The sequence below is a fragment of the Sporosarcina cascadiensis genome (assembly GCF_009650995.1).
Classification (GTDB): Bacteria; Bacillota; Bacilli; order Bacillales_A; family Planococcaceae; genus Sporosarcina; species Sporosarcina cascadiensis.
This window is the reverse complement of the sequence record NZ_WHVV01000012.1, coordinates 1-20,381: the sequence shown is the minus strand read 5'-3', so window position 1 is coordinate 20,381 and position 20,381 is coordinate 1. Positions and strand designations below refer to the sequence as shown.

At 45.1% G+C, this 20,381-nt stretch carries 18 protein-coding genes; 7 read left to right on the top strand and 11 right to left on the bottom strand.

What is annotated here, in order from left to right; genetic code table 11:
- Nucleotides 1–88: 88 nt before the first annotated feature.
- The 3 genes from GDZ68_RS12965 to GDZ68_RS12955 all read right to left on the bottom strand — a co-directional run bounded on the left by GDZ68_RS12965 (nt 89) and on the right by GDZ68_RS12955 (nt 5,172).
- Nucleotides 89–2,308: an S-layer homology domain-containing protein gene (locus tag GDZ68_RS12965; RefSeq protein WP_153722732.1), complete on the bottom strand. Its 2,220-nt coding sequence runs from the start codon at nt 2,306–2,308 to the stop codon at nt 89–91.
- A 228-nt stretch (nt 2,309–2,536) separates the two neighbouring features.
- Entirely contained in the window at nt 2,537–3,973 is a 1,437-nt protein-coding gene (locus tag GDZ68_RS12960; protein ID WP_153722731.1) for a vWA domain-containing protein, read from the bottom strand.
- 14 nt (nt 3,974–3,987) lie between these two features.
- The gene (locus GDZ68_RS12955; protein ID WP_194841165.1) at nt 3,988–5,172 is read right to left on the bottom strand and encodes an AAA family ATPase; all 1,185 of its coding nucleotides are present in this window, start codon (nt 5,170–5,172) and stop codon (nt 3,988–3,990) included.
- Nucleotides 5,173–5,363: 191 nt separating this feature from the next.
- Here GDZ68_RS12955 and GDZ68_RS12950 point away from each other — a divergent pair, with 191 nt between their 5' ends.
- Nucleotides 5,364–6,095: a Bax inhibitor-1/YccA family protein gene (locus GDZ68_RS12950; RefSeq protein WP_153722729.1), complete on the top strand. Its 732-nt coding sequence runs from the start codon at nt 5,364–5,366 to the stop codon at nt 6,093–6,095.
- Between the two features lie 36 nt (nt 6,096–6,131).
- Here GDZ68_RS12950 and GDZ68_RS12945 read toward each other — a convergent pair whose 3' ends face one another.
- The 4 genes from GDZ68_RS12945 to nadX form a co-directional block, all read right to left on the bottom strand.
- Nucleotides 6,132–6,557, bottom strand: coding sequence for a type II toxin-antitoxin system death-on-curing family toxin (locus tag GDZ68_RS12945; RefSeq protein WP_153722728.1), 426 nt, complete (start codon nt 6,555–6,557; stop codon nt 6,132–6,134).
- A gap of 248 nt (nt 6,558–6,805) precedes the next feature.
- On the bottom strand, nt 6,806–7,465 hold the full coding sequence (locus GDZ68_RS12940) for a TIGR04104 family putative zinc finger protein (protein WP_153722727.1): 660 nt from the start codon (nt 7,463–7,465) through the stop codon (nt 6,806–6,808).
- On the bottom strand, nt 7,446–7,967 hold the full coding sequence (locus GDZ68_RS12935) for a sigma-70 family RNA polymerase sigma factor (RefSeq protein WP_153722726.1): 522 nt from the start codon (nt 7,965–7,967) through the stop codon (nt 7,446–7,448). Before GDZ68_RS12935 ends, GDZ68_RS12940 begins: the two co-directional genes overlap by 20 nt.
- Before the next feature lie 293 nt (nt 7,968–8,260).
- Nucleotides 8,261–9,043, bottom strand: coding sequence for an aspartate dehydrogenase (nadX, locus tag GDZ68_RS12930; protein WP_153722725.1), 783 nt, complete (start codon nt 9,041–9,043; stop codon nt 8,261–8,263).
- A 160-nt stretch (nt 9,044–9,203) separates the two neighbouring features.
- Here nadX and GDZ68_RS12925 point away from each other — a divergent pair, with 160 nt between their 5' ends.
- From GDZ68_RS12925 to GDZ68_RS12910, 4 genes are all read left to right on the top strand, one after another.
- The gene (locus GDZ68_RS12925; RefSeq protein WP_153722724.1) at nt 9,204–9,716 is read left to right on the top strand and encodes a sigma-70 family RNA polymerase sigma factor; all 513 of its coding nucleotides are present in this window, start codon (nt 9,204–9,206) and stop codon (nt 9,714–9,716) included.
- On the top strand, nt 9,709–10,641 hold the full coding sequence (locus GDZ68_RS12920; protein WP_153722723.1) for a hypothetical protein: 933 nt from the start codon (nt 9,709–9,711) through the stop codon (nt 10,639–10,641). Before GDZ68_RS12925 ends, GDZ68_RS12920 begins: the two co-directional genes overlap by 8 nt.
- 122 nt (nt 10,642–10,763) lie before the next feature.
- Nucleotides 10,764–11,261 (top strand): PH domain-containing protein, encoded by a 498-nt coding sequence (locus GDZ68_RS12915; RefSeq protein ID WP_153722722.1) that lies wholly within the window; start codon nt 10,764–10,766, stop codon nt 11,259–11,261.
- On the top strand, nt 11,258–12,739 hold the full coding sequence (locus GDZ68_RS12910; protein ID WP_153722721.1) for a PH domain-containing protein: 1,482 nt from the start codon (nt 11,258–11,260) through the stop codon (nt 12,737–12,739). Before GDZ68_RS12915 ends, GDZ68_RS12910 begins: the two co-directional genes overlap by 4 nt.
- 224 nt (nt 12,740–12,963) lie before the next feature.
- On the opposite strand, the gene GDZ68_RS12905 is transcribed toward GDZ68_RS12910, so the two are convergent.
- The 4 genes from GDZ68_RS12905 to GDZ68_RS12890 form a co-directional block, all read right to left on the bottom strand.
- On the bottom strand, nt 12,964–14,814 hold the full coding sequence (locus tag GDZ68_RS12905; RefSeq protein ID WP_153722720.1) for an ABC transporter ATP-binding protein: 1,851 nt from the start codon (nt 14,812–14,814) through the stop codon (nt 12,964–12,966).
- A complete protein-coding gene (locus GDZ68_RS12900) occupies nt 14,811–16,535 on the bottom strand; it encodes an ABC transporter ATP-binding protein (RefSeq protein WP_153722719.1) in 1,725 nt (574 codons plus the stop codon). The genes GDZ68_RS12905 and GDZ68_RS12900 overlap by 4 nt, the downstream gene beginning before the upstream one ends.
- A gap of 177 nt (nt 16,536–16,712) precedes the next feature.
- Complete coding sequence (locus GDZ68_RS12895) at nt 16,713–18,647, bottom strand: heavy metal translocating P-type ATPase (RefSeq protein ID WP_153722718.1); 1,935 nt, start codon at nt 18,645–18,647, stop codon at nt 16,713–16,715.
- Complete coding sequence (locus GDZ68_RS12890) at nt 18,640–18,972, bottom strand: ArsR/SmtB family transcription factor (RefSeq protein ID WP_153722717.1); 333 nt, start codon at nt 18,970–18,972, stop codon at nt 18,640–18,642. Before GDZ68_RS12890 ends, GDZ68_RS12895 begins: the two co-directional genes overlap by 8 nt.
- A 242-nt stretch (nt 18,973–19,214) precedes the next feature.
- Between GDZ68_RS12890 and GDZ68_RS12885 the strand changes: the two genes are divergently transcribed.
- Together GDZ68_RS12885 and GDZ68_RS12880 are read left to right on the top strand one after the other, a co-directional pair.
- Entirely contained in the window at nt 19,215–19,655 is a 441-nt protein-coding gene (locus GDZ68_RS12885) for a hypothetical protein (RefSeq protein ID WP_153722716.1), read from the top strand.
- A gap of 43 nt (nt 19,656–19,698) precedes the next feature.
- Nucleotides 19,699–20,381: IS1380 family transposase (locus GDZ68_RS12880; protein WP_153722715.1), on the top strand; the 683-nt coding region annotated here is incomplete at its 3' end.

Below are 20,381 nucleotides of genomic sequence, written 5' to 3'. Positions count from 1 at the left end.
ATGAAATGAAAGCAATAGGGAAAATTAGTGATTCATCCACGTCAAAAAAACACGCTTTTTTAGTAAGCGTGTTTTTTAGCTGTTCTTCCTATTGTAAATCCCGTCCACTTTCAGCCATGGCATGTGCCAAACGAATTGTAGAGGCTGCCAGCTCTGCATAATTCACATTCTGTTTCGGTTGGAATAGATTTTTATCGGCATGCAAAATACCCAGTGAATTTGCGATTGCCACATACCCGATATAGTCAGAGTGGATTTCATTGGCATCGGTAAAGTTCAGCTTATAAATACTGCCGTTTTTTGCTGCCTGCTCAAGTCCCAGCACGCGTGTATACCAAACAGCCAGCTCTTCTTTGGTGATAGTAGACTCTGCACTAAAGTTCTTTTCAGGTTTAATGACTCCTAATTCTGCAGCACGTTCAACCACGTGATACAGCGGGTGTTTACTGCCGATATTTTCAAAGGTTTGAGACCCTTGTTCTTGCCCGTAAGGATAACTGCCTTGATAGAAATATGTGAGTGAATTCATCAGAATCTTCAATGCTTCCCCTTTGGAGACGGAAGCATCTGCGTTGAAGTTTTTAACATCTTTCACGTCCAGCACTTTGGCATGAAGCAAATAATTTAATTCCTCTTCTGCCCATGGATGTGAAATGAGAAGGGAGGAAGCATCGCCATAAAAGCTTTTCCATTCTCCAGTGCCTGCGTCCAGATAACTGTTTGAATTGCCATTGAATACAGGAGTATATACTAATTCATAGTGAGTTTCGGTTTCCTTTTGCTTCATGTACAACAGTTGCAGCCCAAGTGACTCTTTGAAGATTGACAGGGCTTTTTCATTAGGGATTGCGTCCTCACTTGCCGGCCAGTTTTCGATGTTCTGATAATTGACATTCAAGCTGTTTAAAGAACCGTCAGCAGCAATTTCCACAATAATTTGATCACCTGATACGATAATTCCATTTACTACTCTCGGAAATGAGAAGTAAGTCAAGCCAGTTTTTTCATCGGTATATGCTTCTGTTACCGGCATAGCATAATGATGCAAGTAGGATGATGCCCACTCCTTAGCATAGGTGATTGCTTTCTTGAGTGCCTCTTTTTTGGAAATGGCCTCTTTATTGGCGGTATCTTTCCCCAGCTCTTTCCATACATGTTCCTGGAGGCTCTGGAATTGCATGACTTCACCAGTCTGCTTATTGATTTCCAAGTTTGAACCGTAACCGCCATTCGGCAATTGATACATATACTGAACGCTGATGATGTCTTGCCCATTATGATCTGTCGTTTCTTGTATAGATTCGATCATCAATTTTACTTGATCCGAATCAGTCGCAAGCAATTGTTCCGCAATTTTCTTGGCTGCATCTATTGTTATACCGTCCTGCCGAGGCGGAAGAGGCTTAGCCGCCAGCATTTCAATTTGGGAGTTGGATGGATAACCTGCGGAAAATCCTTTTTCTGTTTTCCATTCCCCTGAAACTGCATGGATTCCCTGCAAATTTGTAGTCGGCTGGTATCCAAGACGTACTTCCCGCTCACCCGTTTCATAATCAAAATGAATTTGATAATTCAATTCTACAGCTAGGTGATTCTTGACTTTCTTTATCATTTCTTCTTTACCTTTAACTTTTGCGAGATCATCGAAAGTGGATTTTTTCGGATTGGCAATCATTTTATAAAAGCTTGCAATCTCTCCGTTCCCAAGAACAGTTACTTCAATCTGACGGTCAGCAATCGGTACCTGGTTTTTGGTTTGGGTGAAAGAGAATGAATGCCGGATTGGTTCTGTCAAAATCTTTCTCGGATAATAATGAGAAGAGTCTGGTCCCATTTGATAGTCTTTTCCGTCAAGGAATTTTGTAATAAATTCGTTCGCTATTTTGCCAGCTTCCTCTTTTGATACTTTTGCCGGGAACAAAGCATCAGTTACAGTTGCCGGTTGGTAGTAGAAATACTCAATCTCCAGTTTTTCACCAACAAAACCGACATTGCCGGATAGGCGCTTGCCGTTTATAATCTTCGTAAAATGAAGATCGTATCGCACAGTTTCGTCGTCTTGATAAATATGTGCACTATTCATCTGAAAATCTCCAGCTTTCAAAAAATCAAATTGAGTAGGGAATGTCTGATGGAATTTCCGGATTAACTCTTCTTTTGTAAAAATATTTTCTGAAGCCGCTAATTGAATCCTAGTCTTTTCTGGTTGTCCATTCCCTAGTGTTGAAGCATCGGCAAAAGACGAAAACATGCCTATCGATAAAGCTGAAGAAGCGACTATTGCACTGATTTTTTTAATAGTAACCAAAATATCCCTCCGATGTAAGTGTTTTTTAAAATTGTGTCATTAATCACATATAATGTAAATATGAACTAACTCCCTTACTGCAACATAAATTTCTACGGGAACTTGTACCCCCTCTGCTATGTACGCGATTTCCTATCCATCCTATGTCCGGCCCAATTCATTCATTCCTAACGTTCGGCACAAAAAAACACTCATTAGCGATATGAGTGTGTAGATTTATTAGGCAGATTATATTTCAAAAGCCGTAAAACTTCCTTCATCTTCAAAGTCCGTAATATGGATTACCCAGTCCGAGAATGCTTCTGCTGCATCTGTCTCATTTCCAATAACTAGCGTGAGCAACTGAAACTCTTTTTCCTTCTTCTTCTGGTTGAATTCTTCGAGGAATTCTTCTCCCAACTCGTCTTCCCCGTCCGTTACAAATATCACATCTGCTTGAGTAAATGCACTTTTCCCAATGACTTGCAGTGCGCCTTCCAGCGGGAGTGCGAAATTGGTTCCGCCGCCTAAGTACGTTCTTGCCAAGCGAATCAATTCTTTTGAGGTGATTTTGCCTTTTGGAAATGTGTCGCTCTGCAGCTCCGTCGAAAACAGCAGCACGCATAAATCCCGATGTTGTTTTTTCGCGATGGTCAGCAGCGCCAGGATGAAACCCTTCGCTTGATTGTCGAGCAACTTCATACTGCCTGACTGATCCAGGCAAAATACAATCGGTCCCTTTCCGAGATCTTCACGCTTTTTCTGATCGAACTGCATCGTTTCGCCTTCTGCAAAGCGGCGCAGAAAATCTTTTTTAGTGGCATCATGCGTATAGAGCCCCAGTTCCATTGGCAATAGTTTTTCCATCTCATTGCCGAGCGTTACGCCTCTTCGCTCCATGGCGTCCATATATTTCGTCTTCTGCTTCTGCCTGGCCACTTCTTTGAAACGTCCTGCCCAGTCAGAAATCTCTTGCATTTTAGGATCAAGAGCCACCTGTTCCGCCACTGCCAGCTGATCGCGCAGCGGCACTTTCTTCAAATCCGCAGTCCCTTTACCTATCCCCGCGCCCATCAATGAAATGACGCTGTCTTTAACCTTAATCGTTTCTTCCACTGCCTCATCCATTGCCTGCATGAAACGCTCGCTGTTGGTTTCCAGTGTCAATTCCAGCTTTTCATTCAATTTCAGGCTCGCTTCTTCCAGCTCCTGCAACGTCCCGCTCTCCGCATGTTCCTGTTCGTCTGTCTGCTCCGCCGAAAACTCCTCCTGCAATGCCTCTACTGCTTCGAGTTGCTGCTGAAATTCTTTGTCGAGCGCTGTTTCCTCTGCAATCCACGTATTAATGACCTCCGCAAATTTCACTGTGCAGACCGCAGACTGCAGGTCGTCCAACTTCGTATAGCTGCGGGTATTCTCGAAATGTTCATCCGACATGATGCGTTCCATCAATGTACGGTTGGGTGTTAAAGCCCCGCCATCACAATCTTTCTGCAGATGGGGCTTCATTTTATACAGAGCCGCCCATATATCGCCTAGCAGGCATTCCATCGTCGGCAGCTCGCCTTCCTCCCTGACTCTCTGAAGCCCTTCAGACATTTCGAACAGTTCCTTGAAGCGTCTCTTATCGAATGAATCTGTGTTTAATACGGAGCGCTGATCTCTGATTACTTTACTTCTTCTCATCAAAATCTGCCCCCTTACATTCTGAAAAAGACTCCGTGCTGATCATCTGTTCCATTCTTCTTCTGATTGGTCGCCCCCAGGTACTCTACATCTAGCCTGCTGCTTTCCACTTCATTTTTCATCGTATTCACTTGCGTCTGCAGTCTGTCGATTTCTTCCGCCCGGTTCGGTGCCGTTTCTTTCAGCTTCAGTAAATCATCGGCCAGCGACTGGAATTTCTGTATTGCTTCCATGCCAGCTTCTGTCGATTGATCGCGTTTCGCCGCGTCAAAGACTTCATTTGCTTCGGTTTCTATCGATGCGAGCGTCTGGGCCGCATGGTCTTTCGCATATTTGCGTACTATATTGGAGACGGCCTCTTTCTGATCGAGTGTTTCCCAGAGTGCGTTTTCCAGTATCGCCAAATCGGCAATCTGCACGGTTTCCCTTTGATTGATCAGCGCTTTCGCCTGCAAAATCCCCAGTGACTGCTTGAATCGACGGTCTGATGGCTGGATTCCTTCATCCTGAAGCTCACGGCGTATAAATGACAGTGTTTCATAGACTTCATCCGGGATTTTCACCTGGTCAGTTAACTCCTGAAGCTGAACCAGCTCATCCAGCTGCATCGCAGGCATTTCTACAGCCGCGCCTTCATCTTTCATCATCGAAACGAAATTCGATTCATCCGCAATAAAATCGATCTCGAACCGCAGAAGGAAACGATCGAATAGCGCTTCCAGTCCTTCCCCGTCTTCCGGATATTCATTGGACGCGCCGATGACGGACATGAGCGGGACTTCAATCGGCGAACCATCATTGTAAAACAGCCTTTCATTGATCAATGTCAGCAGACTGTTCAGGATGGCAGAGTTTGCTTTGAAGATCTCATCCAAAAACACAAGATGGGCTTCGGGCATTTTCGTGGCGGTATTCCGTTTATAGACTCCTTCTTCCAGGTCTTTCAATGAAAGCGGTCCGAACACTTCTTCCGGCGTGCTGAACCGGGTCAGCAGCCACTGGAAATATTCCGTGCCCTGTACAATTTTCGCAAGTTCTGCAGACAGCGCAGATTTTGCGGTCCCTGCAGGTCCGATCATCAACATATGCTGGCGTGCGAGCAGAGCGACTAAAATTCCCTCCACTTCACTTTCTCGCTCATAAAACTTCTCATTCAGGGCCCGCTTTATCTCATGTAATTTCAGTAAGCTGCTGTTCATCACATGCACAACCTCTCCAGGACATTTTTCTGTCGTTTAGTCTATTTTGCCGAACTGTACATAGTTTTCTCTTACTGTTCATCTTACCCCGTTTCAACTGAATCAACTCACGCGCTTCAAAATATAATGAAACCTGAGCGGCATGCTTCACGTATATGTAGATAATCAAAACAAAAAAGGAATGAATTCATATGAGATCATCCAATCCAAGTTTAGGTAAAGATACATTTCGCGGCCTGAGAACTGGCAGCGGTCAGCAAGTCATGACGATTAACGGTACGGTAAATAAGACCTTTCTTCTGTTTATACTTTTATGCGCAACCGCCGCATTTACGTGGTCACAGTACTTTGCAGGCATTGATATACAGCCGCTCATGCTGATCGGTTTGATTGGCGGTTTCGCAATGGCGCTTATTACAATATTCGTGAAGAAAATGGCTGCCTACACGGCACCGTTATATGCATTGCTTGAAGGACTGGCAATCGGCGGGATTTCCGCCATGTATGAAACACAGTTTTCAGGAATCACCACGCAGGCCATCCTGCTGACATTCGGAACATTGTTTTCGCTGCTGTTCATTTATAAATCTGGATGGATCAAGGTGACTCAAAACTTCAAACTCGGGGTTTTCGCGGCAACCGGAGCAGTCATGTTCGTCTATATCGCAGACTTGATCCTGCGCTTCTTTGGAATGAATGTTCCCTTCATTCATGAAACCGGCTTGGTCGGCATTATCATTTCGGCCGTCATTGTAGTCATTGCTGCACTGAATCTGGTACTGGATTTTGATTTCATTGAGGAAGGCGCCAAACAGCAGGCACCGAAGTATATGGAGTGGTACGGTGCATTCGGTTTGATGGTGACACTGGTATGGCTGTATTTGGAGATATTGCGGCTGATTTCGAAAGTGCGGAGCAAATAAGCATGAAAACGAACCTTCAACCTGAGAATTGTTTCATCAGTTTGAAGGCTCATTTACGTTGTAAGGGACAATATTAGATTGTATCCATTCTTCAATTTCACCAAGTTCTGGCCTGGTTTCATGATTGGCAACGTTTAGACAGAAGTTATAGAGTTCCTCTGTAGATGCTGAAAACTTATAGCCATTATACCGTAAAAATAAATCCGTGCAGAGAAAAGCTGCTCTTTTATTGCCGTCTGCAAAGCAGTGTGAAATGGATATTTTATATAAATAAACAGCGGCCTTTTTGAATACTCCCGTATACTGTTCCTCTCCCCAATACATTGTTTGCGGTTCAATCACACGCTTCTCTACACACGCATCATCAAAACCATATATCGTACCCCCGAATTGCGAAAAGCCTGTACGGTGGGCAATTAAAATATCCTCTTTATCCAAATACACGATCTGCTCTTTCATCATCTCATGTCCTCGATAATCGTTCTAGAAGCTCTTTGTTGTCTCTGACTGATTCCTCAAGCAATTTATCACGTAACACGTTTCTATTAAGTTGAATCTTATTTTCAGCTATACTCGACGAATCTTCCTGATTATTATCCTGATATGTGAACATCTTTTTTTTATCTGAGTCCATATCCATCCAATCACCTCATTTTAATTCCTTCTAGCTATTATAGCATAAATTGACTGACAATTATACTTCTGACTGATCACCAAAGCGGCTCTTTATCCGGGTTTTCGGATTGCAGTTCTACATAATAAGGTGAAATTGGTATATAAATTACCGCAATAGGAAGGATGGCAATCAGGATTCCATAAAATGCGCCGTGAAATATTTGGGACATCACAAGGAAAAAAGGAATGAACATATTTAATTTCAGCATTTGTCTAGTAGACTTCATGGACTGATACTGTGTTTTCCCGCAATAAGGACAAGTTTTCCGATTGGTAAACATAAATGATTGTTTCCGCGTCCACTGCTCCCCGCAGTTTGAACAGACCGGGAATGTCCTGTTCTTTTTCCGGATATTTCGTCTGAGAACCGTATAGGCAGCCAATGATAGCAGAAGCAGTATAACAATTTTCAACAGATCTGACTGCAACCGTGCGGTCATGCTGAATGCAGTTTCCTCAGCAGGTACGGCAGAATTCACTCCTTGCTGATTTCCCTGCGGACTGTCCAGGCTGATATACGTAAAACTTAATGCCAGCAGCACAAAACTCACCAGCACCGTACGATACCGCCACTTCCACGGCTTTACCTTTTTTCGTCCCGATTCTTTTACGGCACGAAGCATCTGCTTCTTCCGCTGATCTGACAATTTCATATCTTGCAGTTCGGCATGCAACTTATCTTTCATTCCATCCATCGTCCATCACCTCTCCGTCTCTATTTTGCAGCCGTTTTTTCAGCTGTCTCCGTGCCCGCTGCAATCTTGTCCGTACCGTCGCTTCGGGGCAGCCGAGCATTTCTGCAATTTCCACTGTGGACAGCTCTTCGTAATAATACAGAACCAATACTTCCCGGTAAATGAGCGTCATCGAAAACAGCGCATTGACCAGAACCCGATTTTCTTCCGTGTGAATCATTTGCTCTTCCGGTGTCTGCCTGGGAGAAGTGATTCGCAGCTTCTCCATCAGAATGAATCCTTTACTTTTCCAGCTTCGCAAATAATCATGGCTCCGGTTGACCGTCATTCGCACTAAATAAGTTTTCAAAGACGACTGCCCTTTGAACTGCGTTTCGTTTTGGTAAAATTTCAAAAGAACATCCTGGACAATGTCCTCAGCTGTATTTTCATCTTTCACATATAAGTAGGCTACCCGAAGCAAATAATCTCCATATTCTTCGAGCACTTTTTCGATATCCACGCGACCACACCTGCCTTTACACTATAGACGGACCGATTGGCGTTTCCGATTCATGTTTCGCTGTTTTTTTGCTCTATGAGCGCCCGTGGAGTTTTCATGATCAAATTCAGTCCAGTTATGAGCACTCACGGGTTGCTTATGAGCGGCTGCATACCGGCTATGAGTACTTGAATAACTTCATGAGCACCTGCAGCAAGTTTATGATCAAACACAGTTTTTTACCTAATCAAACAAAAAAAGCTGCCTGAATTGTCATGGTCCGTCGACAGTTCAGGCAGCTTTTGTTATACGGTTTAACTGCCGATCGTAATAGCATTTCCTTTATTCCGCAAGATGGATAAAATACTCAACGCGGCCAGATAACTGGTTTTCGGGTTATTTGGCATGGGTTCGTTTTCTATAGTCAGATTCATCTTTCCGAATTCTCCGGCTGCTTCAATCATGTGGGTGTTTCGCGTAATTTTCGGATCCGCTATGACTTTCACTCTTGTTCTATCCGCTCCCAGTCCCGCAAGTGAAATCAGCAGTGCGACATTGACATTTTTCGGAAATCTTTCAATGGCATCCAGTGCGATTCCGTCAAAAACACATTCCTCCACATGCTTCATATCCATACCCAGTGAGGCATACGATTTCCTCGTCGTGATGCTGACTTCTTTCAAGCCGCCGACTGAATTGGCTGACTGCAGTAAGTCCAGACCGCCGACTGCACCGGACGGCAGATAGATGTGCTGTCCGGTTGAGCGGGCAAGTTCTTTCATTTCATTGAAAAAATCCACGTTTTTAAAAGCGCCAATGCTGCTGAGGATTAAGTCCTTGCCGTTTTTCAGCACCGTCTCCATTTGTTGTATGGCCACCTCAATTGTCGCTGCCTCCACTATTATGTCTACCGATGAATCCAGAAAGTCCTGTATATTTGTATAAAATACAGCCTGATACTGTGATTCCAGCCGGGATCCCACTTCTCTGTTCCTTCCGAAAATAGCAGAAATCTCGCCATCCAGCTGTCCGTCCGCATTAATCGTTTCCAATAAATACTGTGCAATATTGCCAGTTCCCAATATACCGATTTTCATTTCATAACACCTCTCTCCCTATTATATCGAACTGTTCATCGATTTAAAAAAAGAAGCCTCTCATTCGTCAAATGCCCTGTATCTTGCTGAATTAAACAACTGCCTAATTTTAAAACCTTTCCAGTTTGAGCTTCGTTATAGTAGTAGAGAGGCGGTGAGAATGATGGATTCATTGGAATTAGAACAGGCCGTAGATGAATACGGGGAGCACTTACTCAAAATGGCATTCTTTTATTTGCGGGATCGGGAAGCGGCGAAAGATATCGTGCAGGATGTATTTATCTCCTATTACAATAACCCGAACTATGAAGAGCAGGGAAAGCTGCGGGCCTATTTGACGAAAATGACGATCAATCGCTGCAAAGATTATTTACGGAGCTGGTCATTCCGCCATTTAAAGCTCAGTAAAAACTGGATCGACAGTATACATACCGAACAGGATGCATTAATTTTGCAGGAAGAACGAACTGAGCTTGCGGTTGCGGTGCTGGGGCTTCCCATAAAGTATCGAGAAATTATTATTTTTTATTACTATGAGGAGTATAACATGAGAGAAATCGCAGCGTTTCTGCACCTCTCAGAAAACACAGTAAAAACGAGGATGATTAAAGCACGTAAATTACTGAAAGATCAACTGACAGACGAAAATTGGGAGGTGCTGTCCGATGAATGAAGTAAAAAGAAGTTTGGAGGCAGCTGCCGGGAATGTATCGGGTGATAAAGAAGAAGTAAAACACCGGATACTTTCTGGGAGACGCGAGCCAAAGAGAAGAAATCCATTTCCATTCGTTGCTACAGCTATTGTCCTGGCCGCCGTTATGTTCTTTGCGTTCAATATATTTACAGGAGAATTCTCAGACAAACAAAGCGGTGCATATGAAATAGATGAAACTTATTATGATCTTCTCTTGCTGAATGAAGGACTTGAACACCCGCCCGGCAGCATCATGCGATATAACTTATTACTTCAAGTCCTCTACGCTGATTCACTGATCGAGTATGCAAAAACTAAAGGGTATAAGGAAGATGCAAAGGCAATTGAAGAAGAGGCGAAAGAACAGCAGCAAACTTTTTATGATGGTTTCTCGGCGGAAGAGCTGCAGTCGCTTGAACAATCGCAATTAGAAACATTCGGCTATACGTATAATGAATATTTCGAGCACATTATTCCTCAAACAATCCGCTATAACCAAGCTGTAAATTGGCTGGTCAAGCATCCGCCTGAAAACATGACGACTCATCGTGAAGTGCTAGACAGTTTTATGCAGGAACATGATAAAGAGATTGTTTCTTTTATGAAAAAGAAGCAAATTACAACTCCATCTACGGACACAAATTATGTAGATTGGGAAGTCCTGGTGACCTCGGTGGAAGAAGACACGGTATCGGCTGTCTATGATTTAGACCCTGAATTAGTGAACAGCATGTCACCAGAACAATTGGAGGCATCAAATCAATTCGCCCGGTTTAAGGTTGCTGGCTCTGTTGAACAAATTAAACCGTTTTCGACTGTCACTATTACCTACGACCCGCTTTCATATCCGATTGAACAAGCAGAGCAGTCTAAGTTTTTTCAGGATGTGACAGGTTGGAAATAAACCATACAGCACTTTCTCTTTGGAGAGAGTGCTGTATTTTTATGAACTAAAAGCCAACAATGAAACTTTTATTGGCCGGTTGCGTACAGGTAGTAACCAGATTTTCTATAGGAGGCAGGCTCATGTATACAGAAATTCAAGAACCGGCCAATCGGCTCGTTAAAGAAATTATTCCTGCTTTGCGATGGAGTTCGGTGATCAGCCATCTGACCGGCTTTATCGTCTTGGCTGTTTTATATGCTGTCAGTATTTATTTTTCACTGGGCAGCTGGTCACGCTGGATTCTGCTTGCTTTTGCAGTTTGCGGAGTTATCTCCGCTGTCTGGTCTATCGGATTACGGCCGCTTTATACTTATAAAAACACACGTTATGGAGTGGACAAAGAATTCCTGCAGTTAAAAACCGGTGCGTTCGTTGAGCAGCACGAACTGGTGCCGATGACTAAAATACAAGCCGTTTCAACTCATCAGGGACCGATCTTACGCAAATACAACTTGTATACAGTAGCAGTTGAAACGATGGGTTCGACCCACGGGATTTCAGGTCTGCCGAAACAGATAGCGATTGATCTGCGCAATCAAATTGCTCACTTCGCAAAAATTAAAGAGGCGGATGAATGATGTCTTTTCAGCGCTATCATCCGCTCACCATTCTTTTCGAGGTGGCAGGTTTTATTAAAAGTACAGCAATTTTTGCTTTTCTTCTGTTTGTCGTTAAGTTTGGCTCGACGTCTGTACTGATCCAAATCGGCCAATGGGGGTTCCTGGCTGTTACCGCCCTCACACTCATCACATTGGTCATGAAGTGGTTTGCCAATCGATACGCCACAGACGACCAAGGTTTTCACATCAAATCAGGAATCTTCTCGAAAATTGAACGGACCGTGTATTATGAGAAAATCCAAAATGTGCAGAGGCAAACCTCTTTTTTACATAAATTGTTCCGTATGACATCCATAACATTTGAAACGGGAGCCGGCAGTGCGGATGCTTCTGTGGAATTTGCGGTGTTGACAAAAGAGGAAGCCGACCGCCTCGAGGCACTGGTGGATGGGACTACTGCTGAACGAGCATCGGCAGAAACGGCGAATGAAACAGTTCCTGGAGTCAGAATACCTGACCGTGTCATCCACTTCACGCCTACGCGCGGAGATCTGATCAAAGCCACATTTACATCACTCAGCTTTCTATTCCTGATTGCCATCGCGGGTTCGTTGTTTTCCAAACTGGATGCGGTATTTAACGTGGAAGAAAGAGTGGAAGGCTGGCTGCTGGCAGTATTGACGTCCGGTTGGGTGATTGCAGTGGCTACTATCGTGCTGATTATTGTCTCTTTCGCTGCAGGTTTCATTCGGACTTTTATTACGTATGGAAAATATGAGATTGCTTCGGATGATTCGCGCATCTATATTTCAAAAGGCGTGCTCAATGAATCGGCTTTTTCGATTTTGAAGCGGCGCGTGCAAGTTGTGGAGATTACCCAATCCTTCATGAAACGGCTGCTTGGACTGGCAGAAGTGAAGCTGATCAGCGCAGGCGGTTTAGGCGAAGGTGAGCAGGAAATCAGTATGCTGTATCCTTTTCTGCCTGTCAACCGCGCCAATTCCATCATCTCTGAACTGCTGCCGGATTATAAAGTGAGCAGCGAGCTAAAACGGCTGCCGCGTAAATCACTGGCTGTCCGATTGGTGAGGCCTTACTGGTTCTGGCTTGTGGTGACGGTCATACTGGCATTTATAAAACCTGAGCCATTCGGTTTTCAGGCAGCATGGTGGACGGCTTCATTGGGATTGTTGCTCGTTCTTGTTCTAAGCCGTATTGCGGATTACTGGAATACAAAATATGCGGTGACAGACGGACTGATCCAAGTGAGAGTAGGGGCATTGGAGACAACGACATACTTGTCTCGCCGCGATAAAATCATCGAAGTGTCGGTGAAGCGAACAAAATTTCAGCAATGGATAGGCTTGGCGACAATCGGTTTCATCAACCGAGCGCAGCCGGTCCGCCATGAAACGCTAAAAGATGTGCCGATTGACGATGCCGAACAGTTTTTCGTCTGGTATGCGAAGCGAAGCGCTGAAATCCAGGTGGAATAATTTGCTCTATGAGCGCGTAGACGGGGTTTATGAGCGTGAATGGCTGCTATATGAGCATTTGACGGGACGCAATGATCGCTTGTGAAGATGTTATGAGCGCGTAACCGTGGTTAATGAGCGCTTGCAGACAGTTTATGAGCGTACACGAAAAGTCAGAGAGTTTTAATTGAAAAAAGGGCAGTTTGGAATGATAAAATTCCCAAACTGCCCTTTTATAAGGTAAATTATACTGCCGGTTTATCCGAAAACTGACTATAGTAAAGATCCGCATAGAAACCTTCCTGCGCGAGCAGTTCTGCGTGAGTTCCCTGCTCGATCACTTCGCCACGATCCATGACGAGAATTAAGTCTGCGCCTTGTATAGTCGATAGGCGGTGGGCGATGACGAAGCTGGTTCTGCCTTCCATTAAGCGGTTCATGGCCTGCTGGATCAGTAGCTCGGTCCGTGTGTCGACGCTGGATGTTGCTTCGTCCAGAATCATGATCGACGGATTCGCCAGGATGGCACGCGCGATGGTGATGAGCTGTTTCTGGCCGGCCGATACGTTGGACGCGTCTTCATTCAGGACAGTGTCATAGCCTTCTGGAAGTGTCCGGATGAATTGGTCTGCACGGGTCACTTGTGCCGCTTCGATAATTTGTTCTTCCGTTGCTTCTTTATTGCCGAACGCAATATTGTCACGGATCGTGCCGTTGAACAGCCAAGTATCCTGTAGCACCATTCCGAATGTGGTCCGCAAATCTTCACGTGACATTTCCCTCGTGTCGAGTCCGTCAATTTTGATCGTGCCGCCATTCAGCTCATAGAACCGCATGAGCAGATTGATAATCGTTGTCTTCCCTGCTCCGGTCGGTCCGACAATTGCGACTGTCTGGCCCGGCTCGACGTGAAGATTCATGTCCGTGATCAGCAAATCATCTCCATAGCCGAAGTCCACATGCTCAAAGTCCACTTCCCCTTTCGCATGTTTCAGGCTGACCGTGGTGACTTCTTCGACTTCTTCTTCCTCATCGAGCAGTTCGAATACACGCTCTGCGGCAGCAATTGTCGATTGAATGACGTTGGCGATATTAGCTGTCTGCGTAATTGGCTGTGTAAACTGCTTCATATACGTAATGAAAGCCTGGATGTCCCCGATGGAAATCGCGCGCTGTGTAACTAAAATTCCGCCGATGACACAAATGAGCACATAGCTTAAGTTTCCGATCAGCGTCATCATCGGCATGATGATACCTGAAATGAACTGCGCACGCCGGCCCGCATCGTATAATTGCTCATTGACCTCTTCGAATTCAGCAATCGCCTTTTTCTCATGGCCGAACACTTTAACGACCTGATGGCCTGTGTACATTTCTTCAATATGACCGTTTAAATTCCCCAGTGTCCGCTGCTGATCTTTGAAATGCTGCTGCGACCGTTTCAAGAAAGGACGGATGACAAATAGGGACAGCGGCAGCGTGACGAGCGCAATGATCGTCAGCATTGGACTGATCCACAGCATCATCACCAAGATCCCGATAATTGTCACGACTGCTGTAATGAACTGCGTGATCGTCTGCTGCAGCGTACTGCCGATCGTGTCAATATCATTCGTCATGCGGCTTAATGTATCGCCGACTGGATGCCCGTCATAATATTTCAGAGGCAGCTTCTCGAGCTTATGATTGACATCTTCACGCAAATCGAAGACCGTTCTTTGAGAGACACCGGCCATGATGTACTGCTGAATATAGCTGAAAATACTGCTCACGACATACAATCCTCCGAGCAGCAATAATAATTTTGCGATGACGCCAAAATCAATCGAAGCGTCCGGAATACCATTGAACTTGCCATACGCGCCTTCAAACAGTTCTGTTATCGCGTTCCCCATAATTTTCGGACCGAGCACCATGAACACGGTACTGAGAACCGCCGCAAAAAATACAGCGAGCAATTTTCCGCGATGCGGTTTCAGATAACCAAGGAGCCGGCGGAACGTCTTTTTAAAATTCTTCGGTTTCTGCCCCGCCATCATCATATTTCCATGGCCGGGACCTCCGCCGCTGTGCGGATGCTGTTTTCGTTCACTCATGCGATATCCTCCTCTGAAAGCTGCGATTCCACAATTTCCTGGTAGACAGCATTGGTTTCAAGAAGTTCTTCATGCGTGCCGATGCCGGCCATTTTTCCGTGATCCAGCACGATAATCCGGTCTGCATCCATGACGGAGCTGACACGCTGAGCTACAATGACCACTGTCGCCTCTTCCGTTTCTTCATGCAGGGCAGCCCGTAATCTGGCATCCGTTTTATAATCGAGTGCAGAAAAACTGTCGTCAAATACATAAATATCCGGCTTCCGTACGAGTGCACGGGCAATCGACAAACGCTGCTTCTGTCCCCCAGACAGATTGGAACCACCTTGGGAAATGACCGAATCAAAGCCATCCGGCATTCTCTCGACAAAATCCTTCGCCTGAGCAACTTCTGCAGCATATTCGATTTCATTCGAAGTGGCGTCCGGTTTCCCGTAGCGGATGTTTTCTGCAATCGTGCCTGAAAAAAGCAAGGATTTTTGCGGAACGAAGCCAATTTTAGAGCGAATTTCCTCTTGGGAGGACTTTCTAATATCCACACCGTTAATGCGAATCGTACCGCTCGTCGCCTCGTAAAAGCGCGGGATCAAATTGACCAATGTGGTTTTCCCGGCGCCTGTCCCGCCGATAATGGCCGTCACTTCACCGGCTTTTGTCTTGAAATTAATATCTTCAAGCGCCAGTTCTTCAGCACCCGGATAGCCGAATGAAACATGTTCGAACTCCAGGGACCCCGGCTCTTTATCTGCTTTGTCGGTCCCTTCGTCCAAGAACGTCGGCTGCATTTCAAGCACTTCGTTAATCCGGTTGGCAGAAACCGCTGCACGCGGAATCATGATGAACATGACCGATGCCATGACGAGTGAAGACATGATGAGCATGACGTATTGGATATACGCCATCAGGTCACCGATTTGCATGGAGCCGTTATCAATCCGAATGCCGCCGAACCAGATAATGCCGACAACAGTCAGGTTCATGATGAGCATCATGACCGGCATCAAAAAGGCCATGACCCGGTTAACATTTATCGACACGACCCGCAAATTTTCATTCGCTTCACGCAGACGTTTCTGTTCTTCCTCTTCCCGATTAAATGCGCGGACGACACGGATTCCGGTCAAATTCTCCCGCAACACCAAGTTCAAACGGTCGATCCTTTTCTGAACAGCTTTAAAAAGCGGCATTCCTTTCCGGAACACAAAGAAGATGAGGGCGACTAAAACAGGCATCGCCGCCACAATGACCAGCGACAGTTTGACGTCTTTTGACAACGCCATAATCAGCCCGCCAATGAACATGATCGGCGCGCTCAGCACCATCCGTAAAATCATGATGACGACTTGCTGAATTTGTGTAATATCATTCGTCGTTCTGGTGATCAATGAAGCCGTGCCTATTTTGTCGAAATCCTGCTGCGAAAAGCTTTCGACATGTGTAAACACTTTCCGCCGAATATCGCGGCCGAGCCCCATCGCCGTTTTTGAAGAAAAGTAACTGACAGAGACGGAAGCAATCGCACTGAGTGCAGAAACACCAAGCATCAAACCGCCGATCTTCCATATATACGGGATATCACCGACGACCACCCCGTGATCAATAATATCAGCCATAAGCGTCGGCAAATATAGCTCAGACATCGACTGAAGGAATACCAGGCCGAAGATGACCGCCACCAGCCATTTATATGCCGATAAGTTTTTCAGAATCTTTAACATCGCATGGTTCCTCCGTTCATATTGCTAGAAAATAGATTTTTAAATGTCTTTGTATGTAGTATTATTCACTAATCGTAAAGAGAAAACAATTCATAGAGATTATAAAAAAGTAACTGCCCTCTGCAATTGATCAAGCATGCAGGGCAGTTACTCTTATAAAACACTTTACCTTTCTTTTTACCGTTCCACTTCCTTCAACATCCGAAGTCCATTCAAAATAACCGCGAGCGTACTGCCTTCATGGATGATGACGGCAGATGTCATATCCATATTGCCGGTCATATTTACAATGACCAGGAAGACGACAACCGCCAGTGCAGCGATAATATTCTGCATAACGATTTTCCGCAGCTTTTTCGCCACTTGGTGAGTATAGGAAAACTTCGTCAGATCACTCTTCATCAACACAGCATCCGCCACGTCAATCGCAATATCCGTTCCTTCGCCCATCGCCACTCCAACATCGGCCGCCACAAGTGCAGGCGCATCGTTCACGCCATCCCCGACCATCGCCGTCACCGGATAGGTCTTTTTCAATTCCGTAATAATATCCGCCTTTTCTTCCGGCATGACATTGCCCCGCACTTCATCAATCCCGAGCGTCCGGCCGATCGCTTCACCCGTGCGCTTCGCATCTCCAGTAATCATGATCGTATGGATATTCTGCTCTTTCAAGTAACGGATTGCTTCCAATGAAGTTTCTTTCGGCACATCCTGGATTGCCAGCAGTCCAAGCACTTCCTCTTCAGATCCGAAATACACCACTGTTTTTCCTTCTTCTTCAAAAACCTCGGTTTGTTTCTGCAGTGCAGCAGATATAGTCCCGTAAGATGACGGCTTGCCGATTTTGTAAGTAGCATCTCCAGCCTTTGCAATAAGACCCACGCCGATCAGGTTTTCTACTTCCATCTCTAACGGTGCCACCTCATCGAAATACTGTAAAATCGCCTGTGCCAGCGGATGATTCGACTTGCTTTCCATTGAAACAATCGTCTGAATGAAAGCTTGTTGCTCTTCATCCGTCACTCCGTCCCCGAAATAGGTGTTTGTGACCACCGGCTTTCCTGTTGTCAGTGTCCCTGTCTTATCAAATGCCACTGCCTTTAGATCCGCCAGATTCGATAAGTAGGATCCTCCCTTGAACAGCACCCCGCGCTTCGCCAAGTTACTGATCGACGAAAGAGTCGCAGGTATATCCGTTGCCGCAAGCGCACACGGCGATGTCGCAATCAGAAAGACCATCGTCCGGTAGAAACTTTCATATGCTGTCCACTGGAAGACATAATAGCCCAATAAATAAAACAACGGCGTCAGCAAAATGACAATCTTGACATAGACCGGCTCAATCCGCTTGATGAAAGCAGCCGTTCTCGATACATTATTCTGCGTCTGACTGACCAGCTGGATGATCTTCGAAATGACCGTGTCCGAACTGTCCTTCGTCACTTCCATCGTCATTGTTCCCGCCCCGTTAATCGTGCTGCCGAATAACATATCTCCCTCTTTTTTCTCTACCGGCATACTCTCTCCTGTGATGGATGCCTGGTCTACAGAGGAACTTCCTGAAAGGACGACACCGTCTGTCGGAATTTGATCTCCGTTTAAAATAGACAGCCGGTCGCCAATTTGTAATTCGGAGACATCAACGGTTTCTACTTCCCCGTTCGACTGAATTCTTCTCGCTGACGTCGGATTTAATTTTAACAGGCTCGTAATCTCTTTATTACTCTTCTTTTCCGCATACTCTTCTAAAAAATGCGCGCCCGCAAAAATGAGGATGAGCAGCGCTGCTTCCCGATATTCACGGATAATGACCGCCCCAATAGCCGCAAGCGTCATCAATATATGCACGTTCGGTGTGAATTTCTTTTTCCTCGCCGTCTGCCGGAACGTATCTGAGAATCCTTCAATGATGATATGGTAACCTGAGATCACAAGCGCTGTGAGGTATAAAATCATTTGCCACAGATCCGAGCCGACAACTAAACCGATCAAAAACGCTCCCAGCCCGATCAGATATAAAACAATTGCCAAGTTCCCGCCATGTTCGTGATTATGGTCATGGTTATGACTGCAGGAGCTCGCACGGTGATTCGTGGAATGCTCACTCATATTGATAAATCTCCTTTACGTGTTCTATCGCCACATCAAAGATTTGGTGGACATGGTCATCGTCCAGCTGATAAATCATTTCCCTGCCATGTTTGTGGTTTTTGACAAGCCGTGCAAACTTTAATTCCCGGAGCTGATGCGAGACTGCGCTTTGCGAGACATCCAACCTGTCGCAGATTTGCGTCACCGTCAGTGATTGCTGTTTCAAAAGATAAAGAATTTTAATTCGCGTCGGGTTGGACAGCGCGCTGAATAAACTCGCTACATCCTGTTCCAAATCCTCACTCAGCATGTCTGCCTCTCTTACTTCTTCCTTTTCAGTCATTTACATCACCTCTTGTGTTATTATATGAATACATGAAAGTTTGTTCATATGTTAATGTATATAGTATATGCAGGCCGTTAAATATTGTCAATCAAAGGGGAGCAGGGAATCTTGTGTTAAAATAGATTATTAAAGTGACAGTTTATTCAATAATCAGGCCATTTTGTTTATGAGTGGCAAGGGAAAACATTAACTTTGACAGACGTAAAAATATGTTTCTAAATCCAGAGGGAAGGTTAATTATGAGTGTATTTTTAAAATTTAATGGAATACGTCCCACTAATGAAATGGGCAAAAAGCAGAAAGCAAATTCTGTTTTATTTTCTTTCATTTTTGGATTTGCATCAGGCCTTATTGCTAAAATACTTGATTCGACTTTAATTCCTAACGAACTTTCATTCTTAGGGTTGATTGGAAGTAACTTAGGCGTATGGATATTTATTCTTTCCTTGGTAGCTGCCTATTCTTACACTCCGAAATTAGCCGCAACACGTGTTTTTGTATTCCTTATTTCAATGCTATTTTCGTATTATATGTATACGATCTTAATTCTTAACCTTTTTCCATTAAACCCTGATTATTCACGAACCAATATAAAATCCCACTCAAAAGCATCCATATCGGCTTTTGAGTGGGATTCTTTTGTTCACCTAAAAGATGAAAAAAGAATCCGTTTCTGGTAGGATGATTGCGACCAAACAAAACATCACAGAAAGGATTCTTCTGATGCCTACTTTAACGCAAAATACCCTACAATTCAACCGTTCCATTACATTATCCAACGACGGAGGAGAACTATCTTCCGACACTGGCCACGTCATCTTCCGTGAATTTGACGATAAACTGGGGTTTTCTCAAACCATCGCAGCTCATCTCCAACTCGTCGATGAACGCACATTTTGCGTCCATGAAAACCATGAACTGCTTCAACAGAAAATCTATCAGTTGATTGCTGGCTATCAGGAAGACGATGCGGCGGATTATTTGACGACCGATCCGGTTTTCACTCAGATCCTCGCCAAGCCTGCGCTGGCTTCCCAGCCGTCTTTGTCCCGATTTTTTCACCGGTTTGATTCGGATGCGCTGGATCAGTTGCAGGCAGCAAACCAAACGATGCTTGACCAGGTTCACCGCGCCCGGCAGGCGCAAGCGCTGATTGTAGACCTCGATTCCTCGCATGCCGATACGTATGGTCAACAGGAAGAGGCTGCATACAACGCGCATTACCAGACGGTCGGGTTTCATCCGCTCGTCGCGTTCGACGGCTTGACAGGCGACTTTCTCAAAGCAAAGCTGCGTCCTGGCAATGTCTATACGTCGAATGGCGTCGTCGATTTCATCCGGCCGGTTATCGAGCATTATAACGAGCAGTTTCCCGAAACCTCGTATCTGGTTCGTGGAGACAGCGG

Excerpts from the sequence above, each read along its gene's own strand:
- GDZ68_RS12960 (WP_153722731.1), bottom strand. The coding sequence starts at position 3,973 with ATGAGAAGAAGTAAAGTAATCAGAGATCAGCGCTCCGTATTAAACACA.
- GDZ68_RS12955 (WP_194841165.1), bottom strand. The coding sequence starts at position 5,172 with ATGAACAGCAGCTTACTGAAATTACATGAGATAAAGCGGGCCCTGAAT.
- GDZ68_RS12950 (WP_153722729.1), top strand. The coding sequence starts at position 5,364 with ATGAGATCATCCAATCCAAGTTTAGGTAAAGATACATTTCGCGGCCTG.
- GDZ68_RS12945 (WP_153722728.1), bottom strand. The coding sequence starts at position 6,557 with ATGATGAAAGAGCAGATCGTGTATTTGGATAAAGAGGATATTTTAATT.
- GDZ68_RS12940 (WP_153722727.1), bottom strand. The coding sequence starts at position 7,465 with ATGGATGGAATGAAAGATAAGTTGCATGCCGAACTGCAAGATATGAAA.
- nadX (WP_153722725.1), bottom strand. The coding sequence starts at position 9,043 with ATGAAAATCGGTATATTGGGAACTGGCAATATTGCACAGTATTTATTG.
- GDZ68_RS12925 (WP_153722724.1), top strand. The coding sequence starts at position 9,204 with ATGATGGATTCATTGGAATTAGAACAGGCCGTAGATGAATACGGGGAG.
- GDZ68_RS12920 (WP_153722723.1), top strand. The coding sequence starts at position 9,709 with ATGAATGAAGTAAAAAGAAGTTTGGAGGCAGCTGCCGGGAATGTATCG.
- GDZ68_RS12915 (WP_153722722.1), top strand. The coding sequence starts at position 10,764 with ATGTATACAGAAATTCAAGAACCGGCCAATCGGCTCGTTAAAGAAATT.
- GDZ68_RS12910 (WP_153722721.1), top strand. The coding sequence starts at position 11,258 with ATGATGTCTTTTCAGCGCTATCATCCGCTCACCATTCTTTTCGAGGTG.
- GDZ68_RS12905 (WP_153722720.1), bottom strand. The coding sequence starts at position 14,814 with ATGAGTGAACGAAAACAGCATCCGCACAGCGGCGGAGGTCCCGGCCAT.
- GDZ68_RS12900 (WP_153722719.1), bottom strand. The coding sequence starts at position 16,535 with ATGTTAAAGATTCTGAAAAACTTATCGGCATATAAATGGCTGGTGGCG.
- GDZ68_RS12895 (WP_153722718.1), bottom strand. The coding sequence starts at position 18,647 with ATGAGTGAGCATTCCACGAATCACCGTGCGAGCTCCTGCAGTCATAAC.
- GDZ68_RS12890 (WP_153722717.1), bottom strand. The coding sequence starts at position 18,972 with ATGACTGAAAAGGAAGAAGTAAGAGAGGCAGACATGCTGAGTGAGGAT.
- GDZ68_RS12885 (WP_153722716.1), top strand. The coding sequence starts at position 19,215 with ATGAGTGTATTTTTAAAATTTAATGGAATACGTCCCACTAATGAAATG.